The sequence below is a fragment of the Bradyrhizobium sp. CCGE-LA001 genome (assembly GCF_000296215.2).
Taxonomy (GTDB): domain Bacteria; phylum Pseudomonadota; class Alphaproteobacteria; order Rhizobiales; family Xanthobacteraceae; genus Bradyrhizobium.
The window spans coordinates 3287458-3307036 of sequence record NZ_CP013949.1 but is presented as its reverse complement, the minus strand read 5'-3'; the positions used below and the strand labels follow the sequence as shown (position 1 = coordinate 3307036).

Below are 19579 nucleotides of genomic sequence, written 5' to 3'. Positions count from 1 at the left end.
CATGCTCGAATTACGCAAGGACATCTTCGCCGACGAGCGCGATGACAATCTCAAGGAGATCGGCAAGGGCACACAGCGCCAGGACATGCTAGGCCACATCACGGGCACGTCGAGCTATTTCAACGATCATATGCTTCAGGGCATGCTGCACCTGAAGGTCGTTCGCTCGACCCAGGCCCATGCAAGACTGCGCCGCATCGATACCACGGACGCAGAGCGCTCTGCCGGCGTACGCCGGATCATCCGCGGCAGCGATGTTCCGGTCAATCTCAACACGCTTCTCAGCCTGATCAATTTCGGCAAGGACGACGAGCCGTCGCTGGCCGTCGACAAGGTCCGCTACAAGGGCGAGCCGATCCTCGCCATCGTCGCCGACAGCGAACGTGAGGCGTTCGAGGCCATTGCAAAGGTCAAGGTCGATTACGAACCGCTGCCGACCGTGTTCGACGTCGAGGACGCGCTCAAGCCCGGCGCGCCCGTGGTCAATGAGACCTATCCGAAGAACGCCTTCATCTATCACGACGTCTACGATCACCAGCGCCTGCGGTTCGGCGATGCCGATGCCGCGCTCGCGACTGCCGACCACGTGCTGGAACAGCGCTACCAGATGTCGCCGATCGAGCACGCGCCGACCGAGACCAACGGCGCGATCGCCGCGCCCGACACCAATGGACGTTACATCGTCTACACTTCCACCCAGGCGCTGTTCTTCTCAGTCGATACTTGCGCAAAAATTCTCGACGTACCCTCCAACACCTTCCACTTCATCGGCGGCACTGTCGGCGGCGGCTTCGGCGGCAAAGTCGATACGCTGACCGAGCCGCTCGCCATCCTCGGCGCCATGCTGACCGGGCGCCCCGTGCGCTACGTGTTCGGGCGGGAGGAGGAAATGCAATATGGCCCGCCGCGTGGCGCCGAACGCATCTACATCAAGGATGGCGTGATGCGCGACGGCCGCATCGTCGCGCGCAAGATCCGCGCCTATTTCGACAGCGGCGCCTACACGCGACTGTCCAGCTATGCCGCGGTGAAGTGCGCCGCGCATCTGCCGGGTCCTTACACCATCCCGAACGTGTATGGCGACGTCTACTGCGTCTTCACCAATCGCACACCGGCGACCGCCATGCGCGGCTTCGGCGTCACCGCGATGGACTTCGCCATCGAATGCCAGATGGACAAGCTCGCAAACCTCGTCGGCATGGACCCGATGGAATTTCGTATCCTCAACGCCTATCGCGACGGCGACATGAAGGCGCATCGCCGCGAGGCGAAGAACACGGCTCTAATCGAATGCGTTCAGGTCGCCGCCGAAAAGGCCAAATGGCCGATCCGCGACGAGTTCAGGCGCGCCTCCTCCCGCAAGGACGGCGGCGGCAGCCGCGCCGCCATCCCGCCGACGCCGACAGACTCGCGCAGCCGGCCGGCCGCGCCTGCGCAGCAGCGCACGACCTATGATCGCGCCCCGGTGAATGCGACGCGGGAGCCGCCACGCGAGCCGCCCCCGCCCGCACCGCCACCTCCTCCGCCGCGCCCGGCCGCACCATCGCACGGCGCAACGCGGTTCTCATCCGTGTTCGGCACCAGGAGGCGCTGAGATGACCAGGCATCGCGGACGCGGCATGGCGTCGATCAACTATCCCATCGGCATGAACCTCGGCGGCGACCCTAGCCAAGCGCTGGTTCACTCCAATCCAAGCGGCAAGTTCACGGTGGCGCTGTCGTCGATCGATCTCGGCCAGGGAATGAAATCGGTGACGCGGCAAATCTGCGCCGAGACGCTCGGCGTGCCCGTCGAGGACGTCTATGTCGACACTGCGGACTCGGACACCGGCCCACACTGCATGGGCTCGTTCGCCTCGCGCGGCACCCATCGCGTCGGCAACGCCGTCATGGCCGCCGCTCGCGAAGCGCGCGGCGTGATGATGGAGGCGGCGGCCGAGGAGCTGGAGGTCAACGCCGCCGATCTCGAAACCGACGGGCGCGGGAACATCCACGTCAAGGGCGCACCCCATCGCTCGATCTCGACCAAGGACGTCGCGATCGCCGCGCAGTTCAAGCAAGGCAAGACCATCTCCGGCCGCGGCATCTTCCTGGTCCCCCTCTCAAACGTCGATCCTGAGACGGGCGAGATGTCGCCGGCAACCTGCTATGCCCATGCCTGCCTCGTCGCCGAGGTCGAGGTCGATGACGAGACCGGCGAGGTCGCGATGGTCCGGATGGACTCCGCCTATGAATTGGGACGCGCGCTCAACCCGCGGCTCGTCGAGCAGCAGCTGGTCGGCGGCGCCTGGATGGGCGTCAGTCATGCGCTCTACGAGACGCCCGAGCCATACTATCCTGAGCCCGTCCACGGGCCGCGCGACTTCGTCGAATATCTGATGCCAGGTCCCGGCGACATCTGCCCGCACGACATCGCGGTGCTGGAACGCCCTGCTCCCGACGGTCCCTTCGGCGGCAAAGGCCCGGGCGAGATGTGCGCCAACCCCGTTCTGCCGGCCGTCGCCAATGCGATCTTCAACGCGGTCGGTGTGCGCATCGACGATCTGCCGATCACGCCTGAGAAGGTGTTGCGCGCGATCAAGGCCCAGGGTGGCGCGCGGCCGCAGGCGCGGCGCTAGAGGATCGGCCGTGGCGGTTCGCAGCAACATCGTCGGCATCGACAGCCCCGAGGCGCTTGAGAAGGCACTTCGCGCGGCCTATTACCTCGCCGACGAGGGTCTCGCGACCGCCGCCTATCTTGGTCTCGCGCTCGGCAAACCGCTGCTGCTGGAAGGCGCGCCGGGTGTCGGCAAGACGGAAGCCGCCAAGGCCATTGCCGCCGTGCTCGGCCGCCGCCTCATTCGCCTGCAATGCTATGAGGGCATCGACGCGTCCGCTGCGCTCTACGAGTGGAACTACCCGCGCCAGATGCTGGCGATCCGCCAGGCCGGTGACGAAAGCATCGACATCTATGGGGAGACGTTCCTGATCGAGCGACCGATGCTGGCGGCGCTCCGCGCGCCCGACTCCACTGTGCTGCTGATCGATGAAATCGACCGCGCCGACCAGGAGTTCGAGGCGTTCCTGCTGGAATTCCTCTCCGACTTCCAGATCTCGATTCCCGAGCGCGGCACCGTCCGCGCGGCGGAGCGCCCCGTCGTCGTGCTGACGTCGAACCGGACGCGTGACCTGCACGAGGCCTTGCGCCGCCGCTGCGTCTATCACTGGATCGACTATCCGACCGCGGAGCGCGAGGCGCGTATTATCATGATGCGCGCCTCCAGCGTGGCCGAAGCCACGGCTCGCGCCGTCGTCGCGGCGGTTGAAAGGCTGCGCCGCGAGCCGCTGAGCAAGGCGCCGGGAATCGCCGAGGCCGTCGACTGGGCCGAGGCAGCGACGCTCCTTCACAAGGGCGGCGCGCGCTGGCCTGATGCGTTCAAGCGTTCAATCGGCGTGGCGCTGAAGGACGAAGAGGACCTGCATTTCATTTCGCCGCGGCTCGATGCGATGCTCGCGGAGGCGACCGCATGAGCACCGAGACGCAGCTCCCGCGCGCCGCACGCGTCTTCGTCGCCTTCGTCCCGCTGCTGCGTGCGAACGGCTTTGCCGTGGCGCCGGAGCAGACCACGACGTTCCTGGCGGCGATCGGGCTGCTCGGCCCGCGCGACATCGAGCACATCCGACAGGCCGCGCTGGCGACGCTGGCTCCGCCACCCGAACGCCGCGCCACTTTCAATCGGCTGTTCGACCTCCACTTCCGCGGCAGCGAGGCGGTTGCACGCGACGACGAGGGCGAGGACGACGAGACGGTTCGGCTCCAAGAAGAGGGCCGCGGCGACGAGGAGCCCCTGCTCTCCGACGAAGCCAGCGAGTCCGGCCTCACCGCGACTCGAAGCGAGGCCCTGGTCGAGCGCCGCTTTGCGGCGACGTCGATCATGGACGCGCTCCGCCGCCTGGCGCGCGAGGCGCCGCGGCGTCTGCCGCGACGACGCGGCCACCGCCGCATGCGCGCCCGCCGCGGCCCCTTTGCCGATCTCCGCCGCACTTTGCGCGACACCGTCCGCAGCGACGGCGAGATCCTGCGACTCGGCCACCTCAAGCGGCGGCAGCGGCCACGCAAGATATTGCTGCTGATCGACGTCTCCGGCTCGATGAAGAGCCGCACCGAGGAGAACATGAAGCTCGCTCATGCGCTGGTGCAGGCGGCGCCCAGTGTCGAGGTCTTCACCTTCGGTACGCGGCTGACGCGCGTCACCCGCCCATTACGGTTGAAGCGTCGCGAGCAGGCGTTGAACGCGGCCGCCCACCTCGTCAGCGATTGGGACGGCGGCACCCGCATCGGCGATGCACTGCAAGCCTTCCTCGCCGTTCCCCGCTTCGGCGGTTATGCGCGCGGCGCCGCTGTGATCGTCGTCTCCGACGGGCTCGAGCGCGGCGAACCGGACGCGCTTCGCGATGCCGTCGCGAAACTGTCGCGGCGGGCCTGGCGTCTCAGCTGGCTGACGCCGCTCGCCACCAGCCCGGCCTTCCGTCCACAGACGGAGGCGCTCGTCGCCATCGAGCGCTTCGTCGATGACCTCGTGGATGGCGGCTCCAGCGCGTCGATCGTCGCGCACATTCTGGCATTGGGACGAAGGAGAGCGGCGTGATCGATATTGTCGATGGCCATCATCACATCTGGCGGCAGGCCGACCTGCCCTGGCTGATCGGCCCCATGCAGCCCCGGATCTTCGGTCCCTATGAGCCGATCCGGCGCGACTATCCGATCGGGGAATATCTCGACGATCTCAAGGGCACCGGCGTCACCCGCTCGGTCTATGTGCAGACCAACTGGGCCAATGACCGTTTCGAGGATGAGGCCGCCTGGGTGCAGCAGACGGCCCATGAGCACGGCTGGCCGCACGCCATCGTCGCCTATGCCAATTTCGCCGTCGAGGACGTCCGTCCGCAGCTCGATCGCCTTAAGCGCTTTCCACTCGTGCGCGGCGTACGCATGCAGCTGCATTGGCACGAAAATCCGCTTTATCGTTTCGCGGCCCGTCCCGATCTCTGCGCCGATCCGATGATCCGCCGCAACGTCGCGCATCTCGCCGACTATGGCTGGAGCTTCGATTTGCAGGTGTTCACCCCGCAGATGCCCGAAGCCGCGGAACTGGCCGACGCCTGTCCGAAGGTAACCTTCATTCTCCAGCATGCCGGCATGCTGGAGGATCTCTCACCCGCCGGCCGCGCCGCCTGGCGCGCCGGCATGGCGCGGCTTGCGGCCTGCCCGAACGTGGTGTCGAAGCTTTCGGGGCTCGGCACCTTCATCCATCGCAACGATCCTGCACACATCGCCGCCGTGCTCGCCGACACAGTTACGATCTTCGGCGCCGAGCGCTGCCTGTTCGGCTCCAATTTCCCGATCGAGAAATTGTGGACCAATTATCGCGAGCTGGTCGATGCGTTTCGCGCGGCCGCCGCGCCGCTGAGTGCCGCACAACAGGACGCGATCTTCAGGACCACCGCGACGCGCGTCTATCGGCTTTGACAGACAAGAATGAGATGAGGGAGGGCAACGAATGGCGCTGGAGATCAAGATCCTGGACTATGGCGATATCGAGCTCGAATCGAGCTTCCTGGTGCTCGGCCGCGATTGCGGCCGCACCCGCCGCGTCCTCACCCTGGGCTTCCTGATCCTCGGCGGCAAATATCCGGTCGTGGTCGACACCGGCTATCGCTCCAACCAGATCATGGAAACGTTGGGCATGCGGGGGCTGCAGTATCATGAGCACATGATCGAGAACCAGCTTGCGCGCCATGGCGTGCGCATGGGCGACGTCCGCTTCGTCTGCCATACTCATCTGCACATCGACCACGCCGGCAAGGACGATCTATTCCCGATGAACACGACCGTCGTGCTCAACCGCAAGGAGTTGGAATACTCCGTCTCCGGGTTGATGCATCCGCAATACCCCGCGCCCGACATCAAGCACCTGATCGACCGCCTGCACACCAAGAGCGCGCTACGCTTCCTGGACCTGGAGATCACCGGTCCGATTGAGCTGATGCCCGGCGTCTATTGCGACGCGGCCAATGCCCACACCGAGGGCTCCATGAACATCATCGTCGAGACCGCCGACGGCATCGCCACCATTTGCGGCGACGTGATCTACGACTTCAACGACCAGATCGTGACCCCGTTCAACGAGATCCACGATTGGGAGCCGCGCACCACCGGCAATCACGGCACCAGCAAGCGTGCGGAGAAGGCCGCGATCAAGAAGCTGCTGAGTAGCTCGCGCTATCTCCTTCCCGTGCACGATCGTCCGGCCAAGATCGAAGGCGGCAATGTCGTCGGGCGACTGCATGACCAGGTCCCCGGACCGATCGTGCAGTCCCTACCCCAGCGCAACTGGTTCCCAGCCTGAGATCGACCGATGACGCACGTCACCTTGCGCGCCGAATTCGAGACCCTAATCGACCCCTACGCGCCGGTCGCGCAGGTCGGGACCGGCTTCGACTTCACGGAGGGGCCGATCTGGCATCCGGTCGATCACTACCTGCTGTTCTCGGACATGCCGGCCGACGTGCGGCGGCGCTGGGATGCGCGGCGCGGCGTCGTCGAGGTCAAGCGCCCTTCCAACAAATGCAACGGCATGACCTACGATGCCGAGCTCAACCTGATCGTCTGCGAGCACGCGACGTCGTCGCTGGTCCGCGAACGCCCGGACGGACGGCGCGAGGTGCTGGCTTCGCACTTCGGGGGACAGGAGCTCAACAGCCCGAACGACGTCTGCGTTCATTCGTCCGGCGCGATCTACTTCTCCGACCCCTGGTATGGCCGCATGCCGGTCTATGGCGTCGAGCGGCCACGCCAGCTCGGCTTCCAGGGCGTCTATCGTATCGTGCCCGGCGGTGAGCCGAAGCTCGTCGTCGACCGCAACCTGTTCGACCAGCCGAACGGGCTGTGCTTCTCGCCGGACGAGAGGCTGCTCTATGTCAACGATACCGTGCAGGCGCTGATCCGCATCTTCGACGTCGATAGTGACGGTTCGCTGTCGAACGCGCGCGTGTTCGCGAGCGGCATCCGCTCCGAGCTCGAACCCGGTCTGCCCGACGGCATGAAGTGCGATCAGCACGGCAATGTCTGGGTCACCGCGCCCGGCGGCGTCTGGGTGTACTCGCCGCGCGGCGAACTGCTCGGCAAGGTCCGGGTGCCCGAACTCGTCGCCAACCTCGCCTGGGGCGGTCCGGACTTCCGCACGCTGTATCTGACCTCGACCCATTCGGTGTACGCGATCCCGACCAAGGTCGGCCCGCGGCACGAGCCCTATATGAGCGGCCGGCGCAGCGGCGGGGCAACGCCGGGCTCCGCGCCAGCGGCGCCGATCCTCGCCGAGGGCGAGATGCGGCTCGACCCGCAACGCTGCGCGATGATCATCCAGGACCTCCAGAACGACGTCGTCATGGACGGCGGCGCCTTTGCCGAGTCCGGGGCACCGGCTCATGCGCGCCAGCAGCATGTGATCGAGAACGTCCGGCGCCTTGCCGAAACCGCGCGCGCCCGCGGCGTCGTCATCATCCATGTCTGGTTCATCGTCGAGCCCGGCGCGCCCGGCGTCACGCTGAACGCGCCGCTGTTCGAGGGCCTCGTCGACAGCAAGGCTTTGGTGCGTGGAAGCTGGGGTGCGGCGCCCGTGTCCGGCCTCGAGCCGCGGCCCGGCGATTTCGTCGTCGAAAAGATGCGCATGAGTGCGTGGGAAGGCACGCGGCTGGAGACGATCCTGAAAGCGACAGGGCGCGACATGATCATCAACACCGGTGCATGGACCAACATGTCGGTCGAGCACACCGCGCGGACCGGCGCCGACAAGGGCTATTTCATGATCGTGCCCGAGGATTGCTGCTCGACCATGAATACCGACTGGCACAATGCCTCGATCAACTTTGCCATGCAGAACGTCGCCGTCGTGACCAGGGCGGATACGGTCATCAGGGCGCTGGGATGATGCGCGGTGCCGAAGCTCCTGCATCTCTCCTGCTCGCCCCGCCCCGACTCGGAGTCGAGTGCCGGCGCGCGGATCTTCATTGACGGCTTCCGTCAGGTCCATCCCGATTGGGACATCGACATCATGGATCTCTGGCGCGAGCGGATGCCCGAATTCGCGGGTCCGATCCTGGAAGCGAAATATGCCCGCATGAACGGCCAGGGCTTCGATGATCAACGCGCCGGTTTTGCCGAGGCCGAGAGCATGGCGCTACGCCTGTCGCTCGCTGACCGCGTATTGATCTCGACGCCGATGTGGAACTTCGGCATTCCCTACAAGCTGAAGCAGTTCGTCGACATCATCGTCCAGCCCGGGCTTACCTTTCGGTTCAATCCATCGCAAGGATACATACCTTTGCTGAAGGACCGGCCGACGCTGGTGATCATCGCCAGCGGCAGCGATTTTTCCACCGGCATGAACCGTGGCCGCATCGATATGGCGACGCCCTATTTGCGGGAGATCCTTCGCTTCATTGGCATCAACGACGTTCGTTTCGTCGCGATCGGGCCGACCACGGGACCACGGCAACCGATTGAAGCCGCGCGGGGTCGGACCTCTAAACGCCTCGTTGCAATGGCTGCGAGTTTCTGATGAAGGACAGAGAGCGACGATGCCCCTTCCGGACCGATGTGCGCCGGAATGCAAATTGGCAGATGACACTATCGAGACTTTCGTTAGCGTCGCGCATGCGATGTCCGTGAAAGGCCATCCACGTCTCGATCCGGCGTACGCCCGTGCGCCCCAGCCCCGGCTGCGCAAGCAGTTCGGCTCTGGTATGAAGGGACGCGATCTCGAGCAGATAGTTCATGCGCGTCAACGGTTCTTTGCCTATCAGCGCCGCAAGCGGGCTGTGAACCAATATGATTGCAATCCGCTCCGGCAAATGGCTGTGGCTTTGCTCGAAGGCCTTCCTCACGGTCAGTTCCACCCGAACCTGCAAACATTCCAAAGATCGTTCTAAGAACTGCTCTAGCAGAGCCGTCAGGCGTTGTCCCAGCTGTACACGCCCCGGTTGATCCCGATTAGATAAGTTCTAGATCGGTGACGCCCGAACTATATCGGAACGCAAAATTCCGCCGATCGGACATCGCGAATCTTATCGCGCCTTAGGCGATGAGTTCCCGGCGCGAAATTGTCGAGAGCAGCGACTCCGCAATCTCCTGGGAACGCACGGCAATCACCGAGAGCAGCGTATCGCTCAGGCCGTGGGAGGATTCCGAGTAGCCCTGGAGGTGGATCTGCGGCCGGAACGCCGGATTGGTCACGAGCCGGTAATTTCGATCCAGCGCCGCATCGCGAATGTAGCGGCGGATCGGTTCGAGGAATCCGTGCGGCGTTTCCCTGTCGTATCCCGTCGCCAGAATGACGACGTCATAGGTCGAACGACGATTTTCGCCACGGAACTTGTCGACCACGCCGATCTCGATGCCATCAGGTCCCGCGTTCACATTGGTAATCTCGCTGCGGGGCCGCAACACGATCCTTTCGTCGCCGCCGACGCGCTGCTGGTAGAGCAGCCGGTACAGTTGGTCCAGCAGATCGGCATCGACCACGGCATAGTTCGTGTTGCGGAAGTTGCGGACGATCGCATCCCGCCGCTCGGCAGGCTGCGCGTAGACGAAGTCGGTATAGCCGGGGTTGAAGATCTCGTTGACGAAGGGGCTGCTGTCGGACGGCTTGAGCGCATGGCCGCGGAAGATCAGGTCGATCTGCGCCTCGGGACATCGGCCATGGAGGTCGACCGTCACCTCCGTTGCGCTCTGCCCGCCGCCGACGACGGCCACGCGCGCTGACCGACCGCGCGGGACGACCCGCTCGATCAGCTCGAGATAGCGGCTGGAATGCAGGAGCCTGCGATCGTCAGCAGCCTTGTCAAACACCTGCGGGACATAGGGCTGGCCTCCCACGGCGACCACGAGATTTCGCGCAAGGCGCATGGTCTCTCCACCGGCGAGCGAGCGCGAATGCACCCGCAACGACGTCACCGTCTGCCCGGCCGTCACCGGCTCGACGGCGACGATGGTCTCGCCATAGGCAGCCTGCGACTTGAAATGGCCCGCCACCCATTGCAGGTAATCGTTGAACTCGACCCTGCTCGGATAGAACGTCCGGCAGTTGATGAAATCCAGCAGGCGGCTGCGCTTGTGCAGGTAGTTCACGAAGGTGAAAGGACTGGTCGGATCGCGCAGCGAGACCAGATCCTTGAGAAACGATATCTGCATGTCGCTGCCTGGAAGCAGCATGCCGCCATGCCAGGTGAAGTGCGGCTGCTTCTCCACGAACAACGGCGTGCATTTTTGCCGAGATCGCTTGGCGCATTCGTCCAATGCGATAGCGAGCGCGAGGTTGGAAGGTCCGAATCCGACGCCGATGACGTCGTGCTCGATCGCGAGTTGATGAGACATGAAGCCGCGCTCCGCTTGCGCTTAAGATGAGCTCGCTGGGCTGGCCGTTGCCGGAAGCCAGAGCCGATCGCCGAAGAAGCGCTCGCGCAACAGCATCACCAGGGTCGCGCGCTTGTGGGGAAAGTCGAAATTCTTGATCTTCGCGAAACCCGAGCGTTCGAGATTGCGAAGCTGCTGCGAATGCGCCGCCGCCGGCTCACCGACGATCCTCTGCGTCCGGCAATCGTCGAGGAACATGTAGTGCATCAGCGAAGGTAGCCACGCGCTGATGTATCGACTGCCGCGAAAAGCGTCCTCGCCCACGACCACGTGCCATCCCCGGTCATAGTCATCGACATCGTAGAACGGCGCGATGCGATTTTCCTTGGCCCAATAGAGCTCGAAATAGCCGAACGGTACATCACCGAAAGAGCCGATCAGCGGCAGCATATGCGGATCGGCCAGGATACCGGTTAGGTATCGTCGATGCTTCTCGAGATCACCCGCCTCGTTCCAGAACGCATCGACCCGGGGGTCATTCATCCAGCGATGCAGCAAATGGAGATCATTCTCGAGGTCGGCCACGCGAAACGAGATGACCTCCGACAGCCAGGGGATGAACCGGCCATACACTTTTCCCGCCGGCTTTGCTGCGCGGCGCGGATGGCGCTTGCCGTCCGTCATGATGTGGAGTTGCGGCAACGGCGGTCGTCCAGGGTTCACCAGCCAATTGTCCCGCCGCTGCATGACCAACTCTGGAAGCAGAACCAGCTGTCCCTCGGATATGATGGCAAGGCCGCTCTCCGACAGCTCTCGTGCGAGCGACGCTCTACCAGCGAGGTCCAGCACGAGCCGATCAGCACCCGGTCGCCAAGCGAATAGCGCTTCCGCGGACGCCGACACGGCGCGTGCGGCAATCTCACGGTCGTCCGACGCACTCAGGATCTCGAGATGATCGGCGCGCTCCCGCAGACGCAGTTCCAACGCCGTCGCGTCCTTGGCAACGACGCGAAGCCGGTTGTCCTCCTGGAAGACGGTCAGAGCGGAATATGGGCCGACCGGAAATGCACGAGGTCCGGTCCCGGAATCCGAAGCCTTGTTCATCCGGCCCTCGCATCTCGATCATCGCTGACGCGTGGTGTAGATCACTCGCCTACAGGCTGACAAGGAATGCGCGCACACGCAGATTAGATTCTCTACAAATCCGACGGCCTCCCGCAAAGCGGATCTTCATGCTGTCGTTTGCATCCGACAAAAGCTCCAACGGTTCGCTATAATATGTCTAAAGCGACGCGTCCGTTGGAACCGCGGAATTGTTCGCGACGTTGTCGGCTCTCGCCTCGCTTGCGACGATCTTGCCGTCGCGCAGCCGCACCAGATGGTCCGCGATCCCGAAATAGCGATCATCGTGTGAAATCACGATGATCGTCTTTCCGAGCCGCTTCAGATCGGGCAGCAGCTCCGTGTAGAAGATGTGACGGAACGCCGGATCCTGATCGGCGGCCCATTCGTCGAACACCAGGACGGGCCTTTCCTCGAGCCAGGCATTCATCAGGGCCAATCGCTTGCGCTGTCCGGTCGACAGGTCCGTCGTCGTGAACACGCCGTTCTCGACCGAGACCTTGTGTGCGACTTCCAACCGCTGGAGGTAGCGCTCCGCGGCATCAGGAACCACGCCGTCTCCACGCATGAGATCCTCGAACAGATAGTAGTCGGAGAAGATGGTCGTGAAGAGCTGGCGGTAATCATCCCGCGTCTCCGTCAGGACAGGGACGCCGTCGCGCAGCACGGTGCCGTCATGCGGAGCATAGAGACCGAGCAGCAGCTTGATCAGCGTCGTCTTTCCGCTTCCATTCTGCCCCACGATGAAGACGATGTCGCCCTGTCGAACGCGCAGATCGATCGGACCAAGAACAAAGGGATCACTGCCCGGCACGGCGCGAAAGGCATAGGTCACACCACGGAGCTCGATGGATTCGATGGTGGTCTTGGCAGGTGCAGCGGGAGCACCGGCCAGCAGATCGTGCTCAGGGGTCGAGAACTGCTCAGAAAGCTCCGTAATGCGGCGCATCGCGACCTGGGCGCGGCCGAGTGCCGGCAGGATACCGATGACCTGATCGATGGGTCCGCGCATATAGAGCAGCACCAGCACGAAGCCGCTGGATACCGCGGCGGGACTGTCGGGCCACAGGAACGGACGCAAAGTCAGCGCTACGCCGATCACGACAAAGAACAGCATCGTGCCGAACGCCCGCGCCGTCACGAACAGGTTGATTGACCTGACCTGCACCGAGCTGATCCGGTCGACGGTCTCTTGGAGTTGCTCGACATAGAGGCGCCGTCGGCGGACGCGATTGAGACGCAGCTCCTTGGCGCCCTCAGCGATCGCGCGATACTGCTTGTGCAGCTGATCCTCCGAATCCCGCGCAAGGTTGAAGCCGCGGACGCCTCGAGTCCTTGCATAGCCATGCGCCAGCGACCCCAGGATGATGACGGCTCCCGTGATCAGGAAAAGCGGCCACGACAGCACCGCGAGGTAAACCATGCAGCCGAGCGCGATCACGAGCGACACGAAGAAGGACGAAAAGAAGAACGCGAAATCGCTGATCGTGTCCACGTCCTGCGTGAGGACCGGGATCAGGCGATGCGTCCGGTAGATTTCCAGCTGATCGATCGGCGCGGCCAGGATCCTGGCGGCCAGCGACTTGCGAAGCTCGGCGATGATCCGCTGTCCGACGTAGTTGGCGCTGATATCGGCGCCGATGGAACCGATCAGGATCAGGAGGCACAGGCCCGCGAACGCGAGAAGCAGCGTGACGACGTCAGCCTGCGTGGCATAGAGCCCGCGATTGACGACCGCGAGCAACGCCGCGACGCTGGCGCCGCCAACAATGCCGAGAACGATACCGCCGAGAACGAGCGGCCAGTAAGGTCGCAGGAGATGAAAGATCTGCGCCGTCAGGCCGCTTCGTGAGTTCATGATGAGCGCCGCGCTGGAGAGGACCTGGAGCGAACCTTACGGCCCGACAAGCCGTGCCGATGTGATGCGAATACATGATGGCGGCATCGCAATTCCAGCGCTTATTTTCTCCGCTCTTTCGATGGATTCTAATTTCGGATCGACAATGCCTTTATTATGATGCGGGTAGTACCGCTTTTGCATCGCAGCCGGCGAGCGAACAAGGATTTTCGTTCAGTGCCGTGCCAGGCCGCGACATCCGGACATCGAAGCGCTTACAGGCGGGCATCGGACAGGCCCGGTGGAGAACGACTTTGGACTTGCTTATCTCCGAAACCCGCATCGCGCTTCCCGACGCCGCCGGCCTCGCCGCGCGGATGATCGATCATCTGGCCGAGCATGACATCGCCTTCGAGGACCAAGGCGGCCTCATGGTGGCGAAACTGCCGTTCGGCACCAGTTCCCTCGCCGTCGAGGCCGAAGTGCTCAAGATCCGCGTCGAGGCCGACGACAAGGGCAATCTGGAAATGCTGCGCTCGGTCGTCGCCTCGCATGTGATCGAGTTCGCGGGCGACACAGCTCCGACCATCGTTTGGTCCGGTCATGAATCCAACGGCGGCACCTTGGCCAATTTCCGCGAGGTGCGGCTGAAGTCCGCGATGACGCTGACGCCGCACATGCGCCGGCTAACCTTCACGGGCGACGATATCGCCCGTTTCGTGAACGACGACGACCTGCACGTGCGGCTGTACTTCCCGCCCGAAGGCCTCGCCAGGCCGGAATGGCCGTGGCCGGCCCCGGACGGGCGTATCCTGTGGCCTGAGCCCGACCGCAGGCCGATCACCCGTTATTACACGATCCGTCGCATCGACTTGCAGAGCCGCGACATCGATATCGACTTCGTCGTGCATGATCACGCCGGACCGGGATCGGCCTTCGCCGTTAACGCGAAGACCGGCGCCATCTGCGGCATGGCCGGCCCGCTCGGCCGAGGCATTCGTCCGGCGCGGTGGTTGCTGCTGGCGGGCGACGAAACCGCCCTGCCCGCCATCGCGCGAATTCTGGAGACACTGCCGGCGACGACGACAGGTGAAGTCTTCATCGAGGTCGCCGACCAGGACGAGGAAGTTCCGCTGGTCGCGCCGAGCGGCGTAGTGATCCGCTGGCTGCACCGTGCAGGCCGTTCAGCCGGGACGACACAGCTGCTGGTCGACGCCGTGAGGGCGGTACGATGGCCGGACCATCGGGATGTGTTCGCCTGGGTCGCATGTGAGGCGCAGGCGCTGAAGGCGTTGCGCGATCATTTACGCAACGAGCGAAAGCTCGCGCGCGACCAGCATCTGGCCGTCGCCTATTGGAGCCTGCGCCAATCATGACGTTCCAACACGCGCAGGCGGGCGAAACGACGCTCGCCTTGTCGGCCGACATCCCGCAGGCCCCGATAGATCCTCCCGCCCCCTTGTTCGAGCTCGATCAGGTCGGCTTCGCGGTCGCCGGGCGCGCGCTGCTCGAACCGCTCACCCTGTCGCTTCCCGCGCGCAGGGTCGTCGGGCTGATCGGGCATAACGGCTCGGGCAAATCGACCCTGCTGAAATTGTTGGCGCGCCAGCAGCCATCTTCGTCGGGAACGATCCGTTTCGAGGGCCGCGCGCTACGGGCGTGGAGCGATCGGGACTATGCCCGCAAGGTCGCGTACCTGCCGCAGCAGACGCCGCCCGCCGCCGGCATACTGGTCAAGGAACTGGTCGCGCTCGGCCGTTATCCCTGGCACGGCGCGCTCGGCCGGTTCGGCGACATCGACCGCGAGAAGGTCGAAGGCGCCATGGCATTGACTCATATCGAGCCGTTCGCGGACCGTCTGGTCGATACGCTCTCCGGCGGCGAACGCCAGCGGGTCTGGATCGCCATGCTGGTGGCGCAGGACGCCGAATGCCTGCTGCTCGACGAGCCGACCTCGGCACTGGACATCGCTCATCAGATCGAGGTGCTGTCACTGGTCAAGCGGCTTGCCCGCGAGCGTAACCTCGGCGTGGTCGTCGTGCTCCACGACGTCAACATGGCCGCCCGCTTCTGCGACGAGATCATCGCGCTGCATTCCGGGAAGATGATTGCCCGCGGCACGCCGGATAAGATCATGACGCCCGCCGAGCTCGAGACCATCTACGGCATCCCGATGGGCGTGATGCCATCGCCGGACCATGGCCATCTCATCAGCTTCGCGCGGTGAGCGCCGTCAGCTACGCTGCGGCCGCAGCAGCCAGATGAGATAGGGGCCGGCAAGCATCATGGCGAAGATGCCGGCCGGCATCTGGAACGGAAAGATCACCATACGTCCGACCCAATCCGCAATGACCATCAGGATCGCCCCGATCAACGCGGCCAGCGCCGCTTGATGCAGCGCGCGCTGCGCGCCCATCATCCGCGCCATATGCGGCGCGATGAAGCCGACCAGGCTGAGAAGCCCCACCATCAGCGTCGCCGTGGCCGTCAACAATGCCGTCAGCAGCATGATGATGATGCGGCTCCGCGCCAGCGAGATGCCGATCGAACGCGAGGTCGAAGGTCCCAGCGGCAGGATGTCGAGCCAACGGGAGAGCATCGGCACCATGATCAGCAGAACGAGCGCGGCAGCGGCGAGGATTCCGGCCTCGGCTGGACCGATCTGGTAGAGCGATCCTGTCAGCAGCGACAGCAGCGTGCCGATGCGGGGATCACCGGTCGCCAGCGCCATGGCAATGATCGCGCCGAACGCCGCGCTCATGGCGACGCCGGCGAGCAGCACGCGCTCCGGACTGAACTCGGACCGCCGGCTGAACAGCAGCACCAGCGCCAGCACGATGAATGCGCCAATCCCGGCCGCCGCAATCTGCGCCAGCCGGATGTGCGCAGGAAAGAGGTAGAGCAGAACGATCACGCCCATCGCTGCGCCGTAACTGATGCCCATGACCTCCGGCGCAGCCATCGGATTTCCGGTCATCCGTTGCAGCAGCGTGCCGGCGACCGCCAGCGTGGCGCCTGCGGCGAGCGCCGACACCACGCGCGGCCAGCGCCAAGGCCAAAATTCCTGCAAGCCAGAGAGACCGCTCCAGCGCCAGCCGTCGGCGCCGACACCGAGAGCAAGTGCAATCCAGACGGCGAGAAGCAGGAGGACGACAGCGCACAGGATCACGCGCCAGGGGTGATCGAGACGCGGCGGAGCAGATGGAGTGAGATTTCCCATCGGCATGGCAGCCCGCAATCGTGGCAGCAACAGCAGCAACATTGGCGCACCGATCAGGGCCGTCACCGCACCGGCCGGCATCTCGCGATAGCCGGGCGGGATCAACAGCACGAGCTGATCCGTCAGCCACAGCAGGGCGGCGCCGCAAAGTGGTGCCCAGATCAGCCGGTCGCGAAAACGGCGCGCGCCTGACAGCATGACGATGGCCGGCGCGGACAGACCGATAAACCCCATGACGCCGACCACGCTGACGACCGACGCACTGAGCGCGATGGCGATGACGAGCGCGAAAACCCGGGCTCTCGTCAATCCGAGCCCCAGATTGCGCGCGGTCTCATCATCGAAGCCGAGCAGGGTCAAAGGGCGAATCATCGCCGCGATCAAGACGATCGAGATCAGGAGCCGCGGCGCCAGGAACGTGACGTTGCCCCAGTCCTGCTGATTGAGAAAGCCGGCGCCCCAGATGAACAGACCGATCAGATATTCGTGGTTTAGCAGCACCAGCGCCTGGGTGGTCACCGCGCAATAATAACTGACGATCAATCCGGCGAGCACGAGGACAACGGGTGACAACGCGCGCTTCCAGGTCAGCCCGAACACGCACAGGAACGCAGCGAACCCGCCAATAAGCGCGATCCACTCGCGGCCGAAGACCAGCAGCGACGGCGCCCACAGGGTCGTCACGGCCAGCGCAAGATAGGCGCCGTTCAGAACACCAAGCGTGCTCGGTTCGGCAAGCGGATTGCGCAGCACCTGCTGAGATACAGTGCCGGCAAGGCCGAGGGCGGCGCCGGCCAGCAGCGCCACCGCGATGCGCGGAAACACGGTGTAGTGCACCAGCATCTGCTGGGGATCGGTGACCTCGGGCTGCCATAACACTGGCAACCATGCGCCGGCGGGCAGATATCCGGACAGATTGCGCCAAGTGAGCGCTGCCGCGGCCGCCACCAGCAGGCCGATCAGCACCGCCGGATGCATGTCGAAGCCGGACCGGGCCGGCAGCGCCTCAACCTTGCTCATGACTTTCCCGCGGCAGACGTTCGGCGAGAAGGCGGGCGAAACGCTGGGCCGCCGGCACGCCGCCATAGAAGAACTGATTGTCCAGAACCGTCAGCCGATGCGACCGAAGGGATGGCAGGGTCCGGAGCACCGGGCTTGCCTTCAGCAAGGCCTCGACGTCGGCGACGCGCGAGGTCATCAGCACCAATCGCGCGTCCGGCACCGCGGCGAGCACCTCCAATCCCACGCTGGTATATCCCCACGGGCCGCTCTGCCCGGTCCAGGCATTCTTCAACCCGAACTGATCGAGCACCTCCTGATAGAGGCTGTTCGGACCGAACACCAGCGCGCGGTTGCGCGCGATCTCGCTGACGAGGTAGAGCGGCTTGCCGCCGCGATCGCGGAGCCGCTCATGGTAGCCGGCCATGGCGACATCGAAGCGCGCGAAATAGGCTTCGCACGCCGACTGCGCTCCGAGGCGCTTCGCAAGCTCCATCGTCGAACGGCGCGCCGTGTCCAAAGGATGCCCGCCGGGTCTGAAGATCGTGAACATCTCGACCGGCGCGATCAACTTGAGGCGGGGAGCGGCGGCCGTGATGCTGGGATCGATGATGATGATGTCGGGCGCGAAGCTCTGCAGCAGCTCGAGATTTGGCTCCGAGCGCAGACCGATCTCCTGCACGCTGGACGGGACAGCCGGCTCGACGACGAGCCGGCCATAGCGCTCGATCTCCGGAATCACCAGGGGCACAACGCCCAGCGCCAGTATCGTCTGGGCACAGGCCCAGCCGAGCGCGGCAATCCGGGGGCCGGATTGGGATCCACTGGTTTGGGCAAATGCCATCGGCCATGTGCCCGCAAGGGCCGTGCCTGCGATCGTCGCGCCCGCGCCGAGAAGCGCACGACGAGACAGCCTGTGGTCTGGGACAAGCATGCTCATGGGATCTGGTTCAGGAGCCCCTCGGAGAGAGGCCGCGAGAGACAACAGTCATGACATACCCTCGTTCGCGCCGCATTTCCATATCACGCCGCCTTTTCGTCAGCGGCAAGAAAGGCTTTGGCCAGCACCCGCCCGATCGCCGCCCTCGCCTGCAAGGCATCGGCCACCACATTTCCCATGCGCAGGAATTCATGGATCATGCCGGGATAAACCTGCAGATCGACGGGCACGCCGGCCGCGCCTAACCGCGCCGCATAGTCGCGCCCCTCATCCACCAGGGGATCGAACTCGGCGAGCACGATGAATGCGGGAGCGAGGCCGGACAAATCGTCCGCTGCAAGCGGCGCAAAGCGCCAATCGTCTCGATCTGCATCATCGCGCAGATATTGCCGGAAGAACCAATCGACGGTGCTGCGCTCCAGGAGATGGCCGGTGCCGTATCGTTCGTAGGATGCGGAGGTCTGCCGCGAACTGAGGCCGGGATAGGCGAGAACCTGGAGCAACGGCTGCGGAAGGCTCGCGTTTGTCTTCGCCTCGATCGCGAGTGCGGCGGCAAGCGTCCCGCCGGCGCTATCGCCACCGACCGCAACGCGGCGCGGATCAAGCCCGATCGCCCGGCCTTCGCGGCCGATCCAGGCCAACGTATCGACCGCATCCTCGAAGGCCGTCGGAAACTTGTGCTCCGGTGCGAGCCTGTAGCCGACCGACAGCACGGCTGCACCGCTGTCCTCGGCGAGACCGCGGCACAATGGCTGATGCGAATCGAGGCTGCCGACGACGAAGCCGCCGCCGTGCATGTAGAGGAGGACCGGAGCCGGATTGCGATCGTTTGGCGCGGCCCTTGCGTAGAGCCGCGCCTCGATCGTCACGCCATCCCGCGTCGGCAGCGACAGACGCCGCTCGTAGCCCAGCGCCGGCGGATCGACATCGAGCAGAGGCGAGGATGCATCGAAATCGGCCCGCGCCTGCACAGCGGTCAGTTGCGGAAACGGAATGCGCGCGCCACTTTCGGTGCCGGCCTGCACCATCTCGAGCAACGCTGCGATATCTGGATCAAGACTCAAAGGC

Annotated in this window: 17 protein-coding genes; 11 read left to right on the top strand and 6 right to left on the bottom strand. The window is 64.6% G+C overall.

What is annotated here, in order from left to right; genetic code table 11:
* Position 1: 1 nt before the first annotated feature.
* Genes BCCGELA001_RS15105 through BCCGELA001_RS15065 form a run of 9 tightly spaced genes read left to right on the top strand, consistent with a single transcriptional unit; the run spans position 2 to position 8970 of the window.
* On the top strand, positions 2-1594 hold the full coding sequence (locus tag BCCGELA001_RS15105) for a xanthine dehydrogenase family protein molybdopterin-binding subunit (RefSeq protein ID WP_060735679.1): 1593 nt from the start codon (positions 2-4) through the stop codon (positions 1592-1594).
* 1 nt (position 1595) lies between these two features.
* Positions 1596-2618 carry a xanthine dehydrogenase family protein molybdopterin-binding subunit gene (locus BCCGELA001_RS15100; protein WP_060735678.1) on the top strand — a complete coding sequence of 341 codons (1023 nt, stop codon included), beginning with the start codon at positions 1596-1598 and terminating at the stop codon, positions 2616-2618.
* A gap of 10 nt (positions 2619-2628) precedes the next feature.
* Positions 2629-3510: an AAA family ATPase gene (locus BCCGELA001_RS15095; RefSeq protein ID WP_028143771.1), complete on the top strand. Its 882-nt coding sequence runs from the start codon at positions 2629-2631 to the stop codon at positions 3508-3510.
* On the top strand, positions 3507-4628 hold the full coding sequence (locus BCCGELA001_RS15090; protein WP_060735677.1) for a vWA domain-containing protein: 1122 nt from the start codon (positions 3507-3509) through the stop codon (positions 4626-4628). Before BCCGELA001_RS15095 ends, BCCGELA001_RS15090 begins: the two co-directional genes overlap by 4 nt.
* Positions 4625-5509 (top strand): amidohydrolase family protein, encoded by an 885-nt coding sequence (locus tag BCCGELA001_RS15085; RefSeq protein ID WP_060735676.1) that lies wholly within the window; start codon positions 4625-4627, stop codon positions 5507-5509. Before BCCGELA001_RS15090 ends, BCCGELA001_RS15085 begins: the two co-directional genes overlap by 4 nt.
* A 31-nt stretch (positions 5510-5540) precedes the next feature.
* Positions 5541-6389 carry an MBL fold metallo-hydrolase gene (locus BCCGELA001_RS15080; protein ID WP_008554670.1) on the top strand — a complete coding sequence of 283 codons (849 nt, stop codon included), beginning with the start codon at positions 5541-5543 and terminating at the stop codon, positions 6387-6389.
* Between the two features lie 9 nt (positions 6390-6398).
* Positions 6399-7970 carry an isochorismatase family protein gene (locus BCCGELA001_RS15075; protein ID WP_008554668.1) on the top strand — a complete coding sequence of 524 codons (1572 nt, stop codon included), beginning with the start codon at positions 6399-6401 and terminating at the stop codon, positions 7968-7970.
* A gap of 6 nt (positions 7971-7976) precedes the next feature.
* Positions 7977-8600, top strand: coding sequence for an FMN-dependent NADH-azoreductase (locus tag BCCGELA001_RS15070; protein WP_008554666.1), 624 nt, complete (start codon positions 7977-7979; stop codon positions 8598-8600).
* A gap of 55 nt (positions 8601-8655) precedes the next feature.
* Positions 8656-8970, top strand: a complete 315-nt coding sequence (locus BCCGELA001_RS15065; protein ID WP_060735675.1) for a hypothetical protein — start codon at positions 8656-8658, stop codon at positions 8968-8970.
* A gap of 145 nt (positions 8971-9115) precedes the next feature.
* Here BCCGELA001_RS15065 and BCCGELA001_RS15060 read toward each other — a convergent pair whose 3' ends face one another.
* The 3 genes from BCCGELA001_RS15060 to BCCGELA001_RS15050 form a co-directional block, all read right to left on the bottom strand.
* On the bottom strand, positions 9116-10414 hold the full coding sequence (locus BCCGELA001_RS15060) for a lysine N(6)-hydroxylase/L-ornithine N(5)-oxygenase family protein (protein WP_008554664.1): 1299 nt from the start codon (positions 10412-10414) through the stop codon (positions 9116-9118).
* A gap of 21 nt (positions 10415-10435) precedes the next feature.
* A complete protein-coding gene (locus BCCGELA001_RS15055; protein WP_008554662.1) occupies positions 10436-11497 on the bottom strand; it encodes a GNAT family N-acetyltransferase in 1062 nt (353 codons plus the stop codon).
* A 178-nt stretch (positions 11498-11675) separates the two neighbouring features.
* The gene (locus BCCGELA001_RS15050) at positions 11676-13373 is read right to left on the bottom strand and encodes a cyclic peptide export ABC transporter (RefSeq protein WP_060735674.1); all 1698 of its coding nucleotides are present in this window, start codon (positions 13371-13373) and stop codon (positions 11676-11678) included.
* Between the two features lie 74 nt (positions 13374-13447).
* Here BCCGELA001_RS15050 and BCCGELA001_RS15045 point away from each other — a divergent pair, with 74 nt between their 5' ends.
* Together BCCGELA001_RS15045 and BCCGELA001_RS15040 are read left to right on the top strand one after the other, a co-directional pair.
* Positions 13448-14728, top strand: coding sequence for a siderophore-interacting protein (locus tag BCCGELA001_RS15045; protein WP_083543345.1), 1281 nt, complete (start codon positions 13448-13450; stop codon positions 14726-14728).
* Entirely contained in the window at positions 14725-15579 is an 855-nt protein-coding gene (locus BCCGELA001_RS15040; RefSeq protein ID WP_008554657.1) for an ATP-binding cassette domain-containing protein, read from the top strand. The genes BCCGELA001_RS15045 and BCCGELA001_RS15040 overlap by 4 nt, the downstream gene beginning before the upstream one ends.
* A 6-nt stretch (positions 15580-15585) precedes the next feature.
* Here BCCGELA001_RS15040 and fhuB read toward each other — a convergent pair whose 3' ends face one another.
* The 3 genes from fhuB to BCCGELA001_RS15025 all read right to left on the bottom strand — a co-directional run bounded on the left by fhuB (position 15586) and on the right by BCCGELA001_RS15025 (position 19575).
* Positions 15586-17592 carry a Fe(3+)-hydroxamate ABC transporter permease FhuB gene (gene fhuB / locus BCCGELA001_RS15035; RefSeq protein WP_060735673.1) on the bottom strand — a complete coding sequence of 669 codons (2007 nt, stop codon included), beginning with the start codon at positions 17590-17592 and terminating at the stop codon, positions 15586-15588.
* On the bottom strand, positions 17579-18415 hold the full coding sequence (locus BCCGELA001_RS15030; protein ID WP_008554646.1) for an ABC transporter substrate-binding protein: 837 nt from the start codon (positions 18413-18415) through the stop codon (positions 17579-17581). The genes fhuB and BCCGELA001_RS15030 overlap by 14 nt, the downstream gene beginning before the upstream one ends.
* Positions 18416-18594: 179 nt before the next feature.
* Complete coding sequence (locus BCCGELA001_RS15025; RefSeq protein ID WP_060735672.1) at positions 18595-19575, bottom strand: alpha/beta hydrolase; 981 nt, start codon at positions 19573-19575, stop codon at positions 18595-18597.
* Between the last annotated feature and the right edge of the window lie 4 nt (positions 19576-19579).

Bases quoted from the DNA above. Each gene is read 5' to 3' on its own strand.
- BCCGELA001_RS15105 (WP_060735679.1), top strand. From the start codon at position 2: ATGCTCGAATTACGCAAGGACATCTTCGCCGACGAGCGCGATGACAAT.
- BCCGELA001_RS15100 (WP_060735678.1), top strand. From the start codon at position 1,596: ATGACCAGGCATCGCGGACGCGGCATGGCGTCGATCAACTATCCCATC.
- BCCGELA001_RS15090 (WP_060735677.1), top strand. From the start codon at position 3,507: ATGAGCACCGAGACGCAGCTCCCGCGCGCCGCACGCGTCTTCGTCGCC.
- BCCGELA001_RS15080 (WP_008554670.1), top strand. From the start codon at position 5,541: ATGGCGCTGGAGATCAAGATCCTGGACTATGGCGATATCGAGCTCGAA.
- BCCGELA001_RS15075 (WP_008554668.1), top strand. From the start codon at position 6,399: ATGACGCACGTCACCTTGCGCGCCGAATTCGAGACCCTAATCGACCCC.
- BCCGELA001_RS15060 (WP_008554664.1), bottom strand. From the start codon at position 10,414: ATGTCTCATCAACTCGCGATCGAGCACGACGTCATCGGCGTCGGATTC.
- BCCGELA001_RS15055 (WP_008554662.1), bottom strand. From the start codon at position 11,497: ATGAACAAGGCTTCGGATTCCGGGACCGGACCTCGTGCATTTCCGGTC.
- BCCGELA001_RS15050 (WP_060735674.1), bottom strand. From the start codon at position 13,373: ATGAACTCACGAAGCGGCCTGACGGCGCAGATCTTTCATCTCCTGCGA.
- BCCGELA001_RS15045 (WP_083543345.1), top strand. From the start codon at position 13,448: ATGATGGCGGCATCGCAATTCCAGCGCTTATTTTCTCCGCTCTTTCGA.
- BCCGELA001_RS15040 (WP_008554657.1), top strand. From the start codon at position 14,725: ATGACGTTCCAACACGCGCAGGCGGGCGAAACGACGCTCGCCTTGTCG.
- fhuB (WP_060735673.1), bottom strand. From the start codon at position 17,592: ATGAGCAAGGTTGAGGCGCTGCCGGCCCGGTCCGGCTTCGACATGCAT.
- BCCGELA001_RS15030 (WP_008554646.1), bottom strand. From the start codon at position 18,415: ATGGCATTTGCCCAAACCAGTGGATCCCAATCCGGCCCCCGGATTGCC.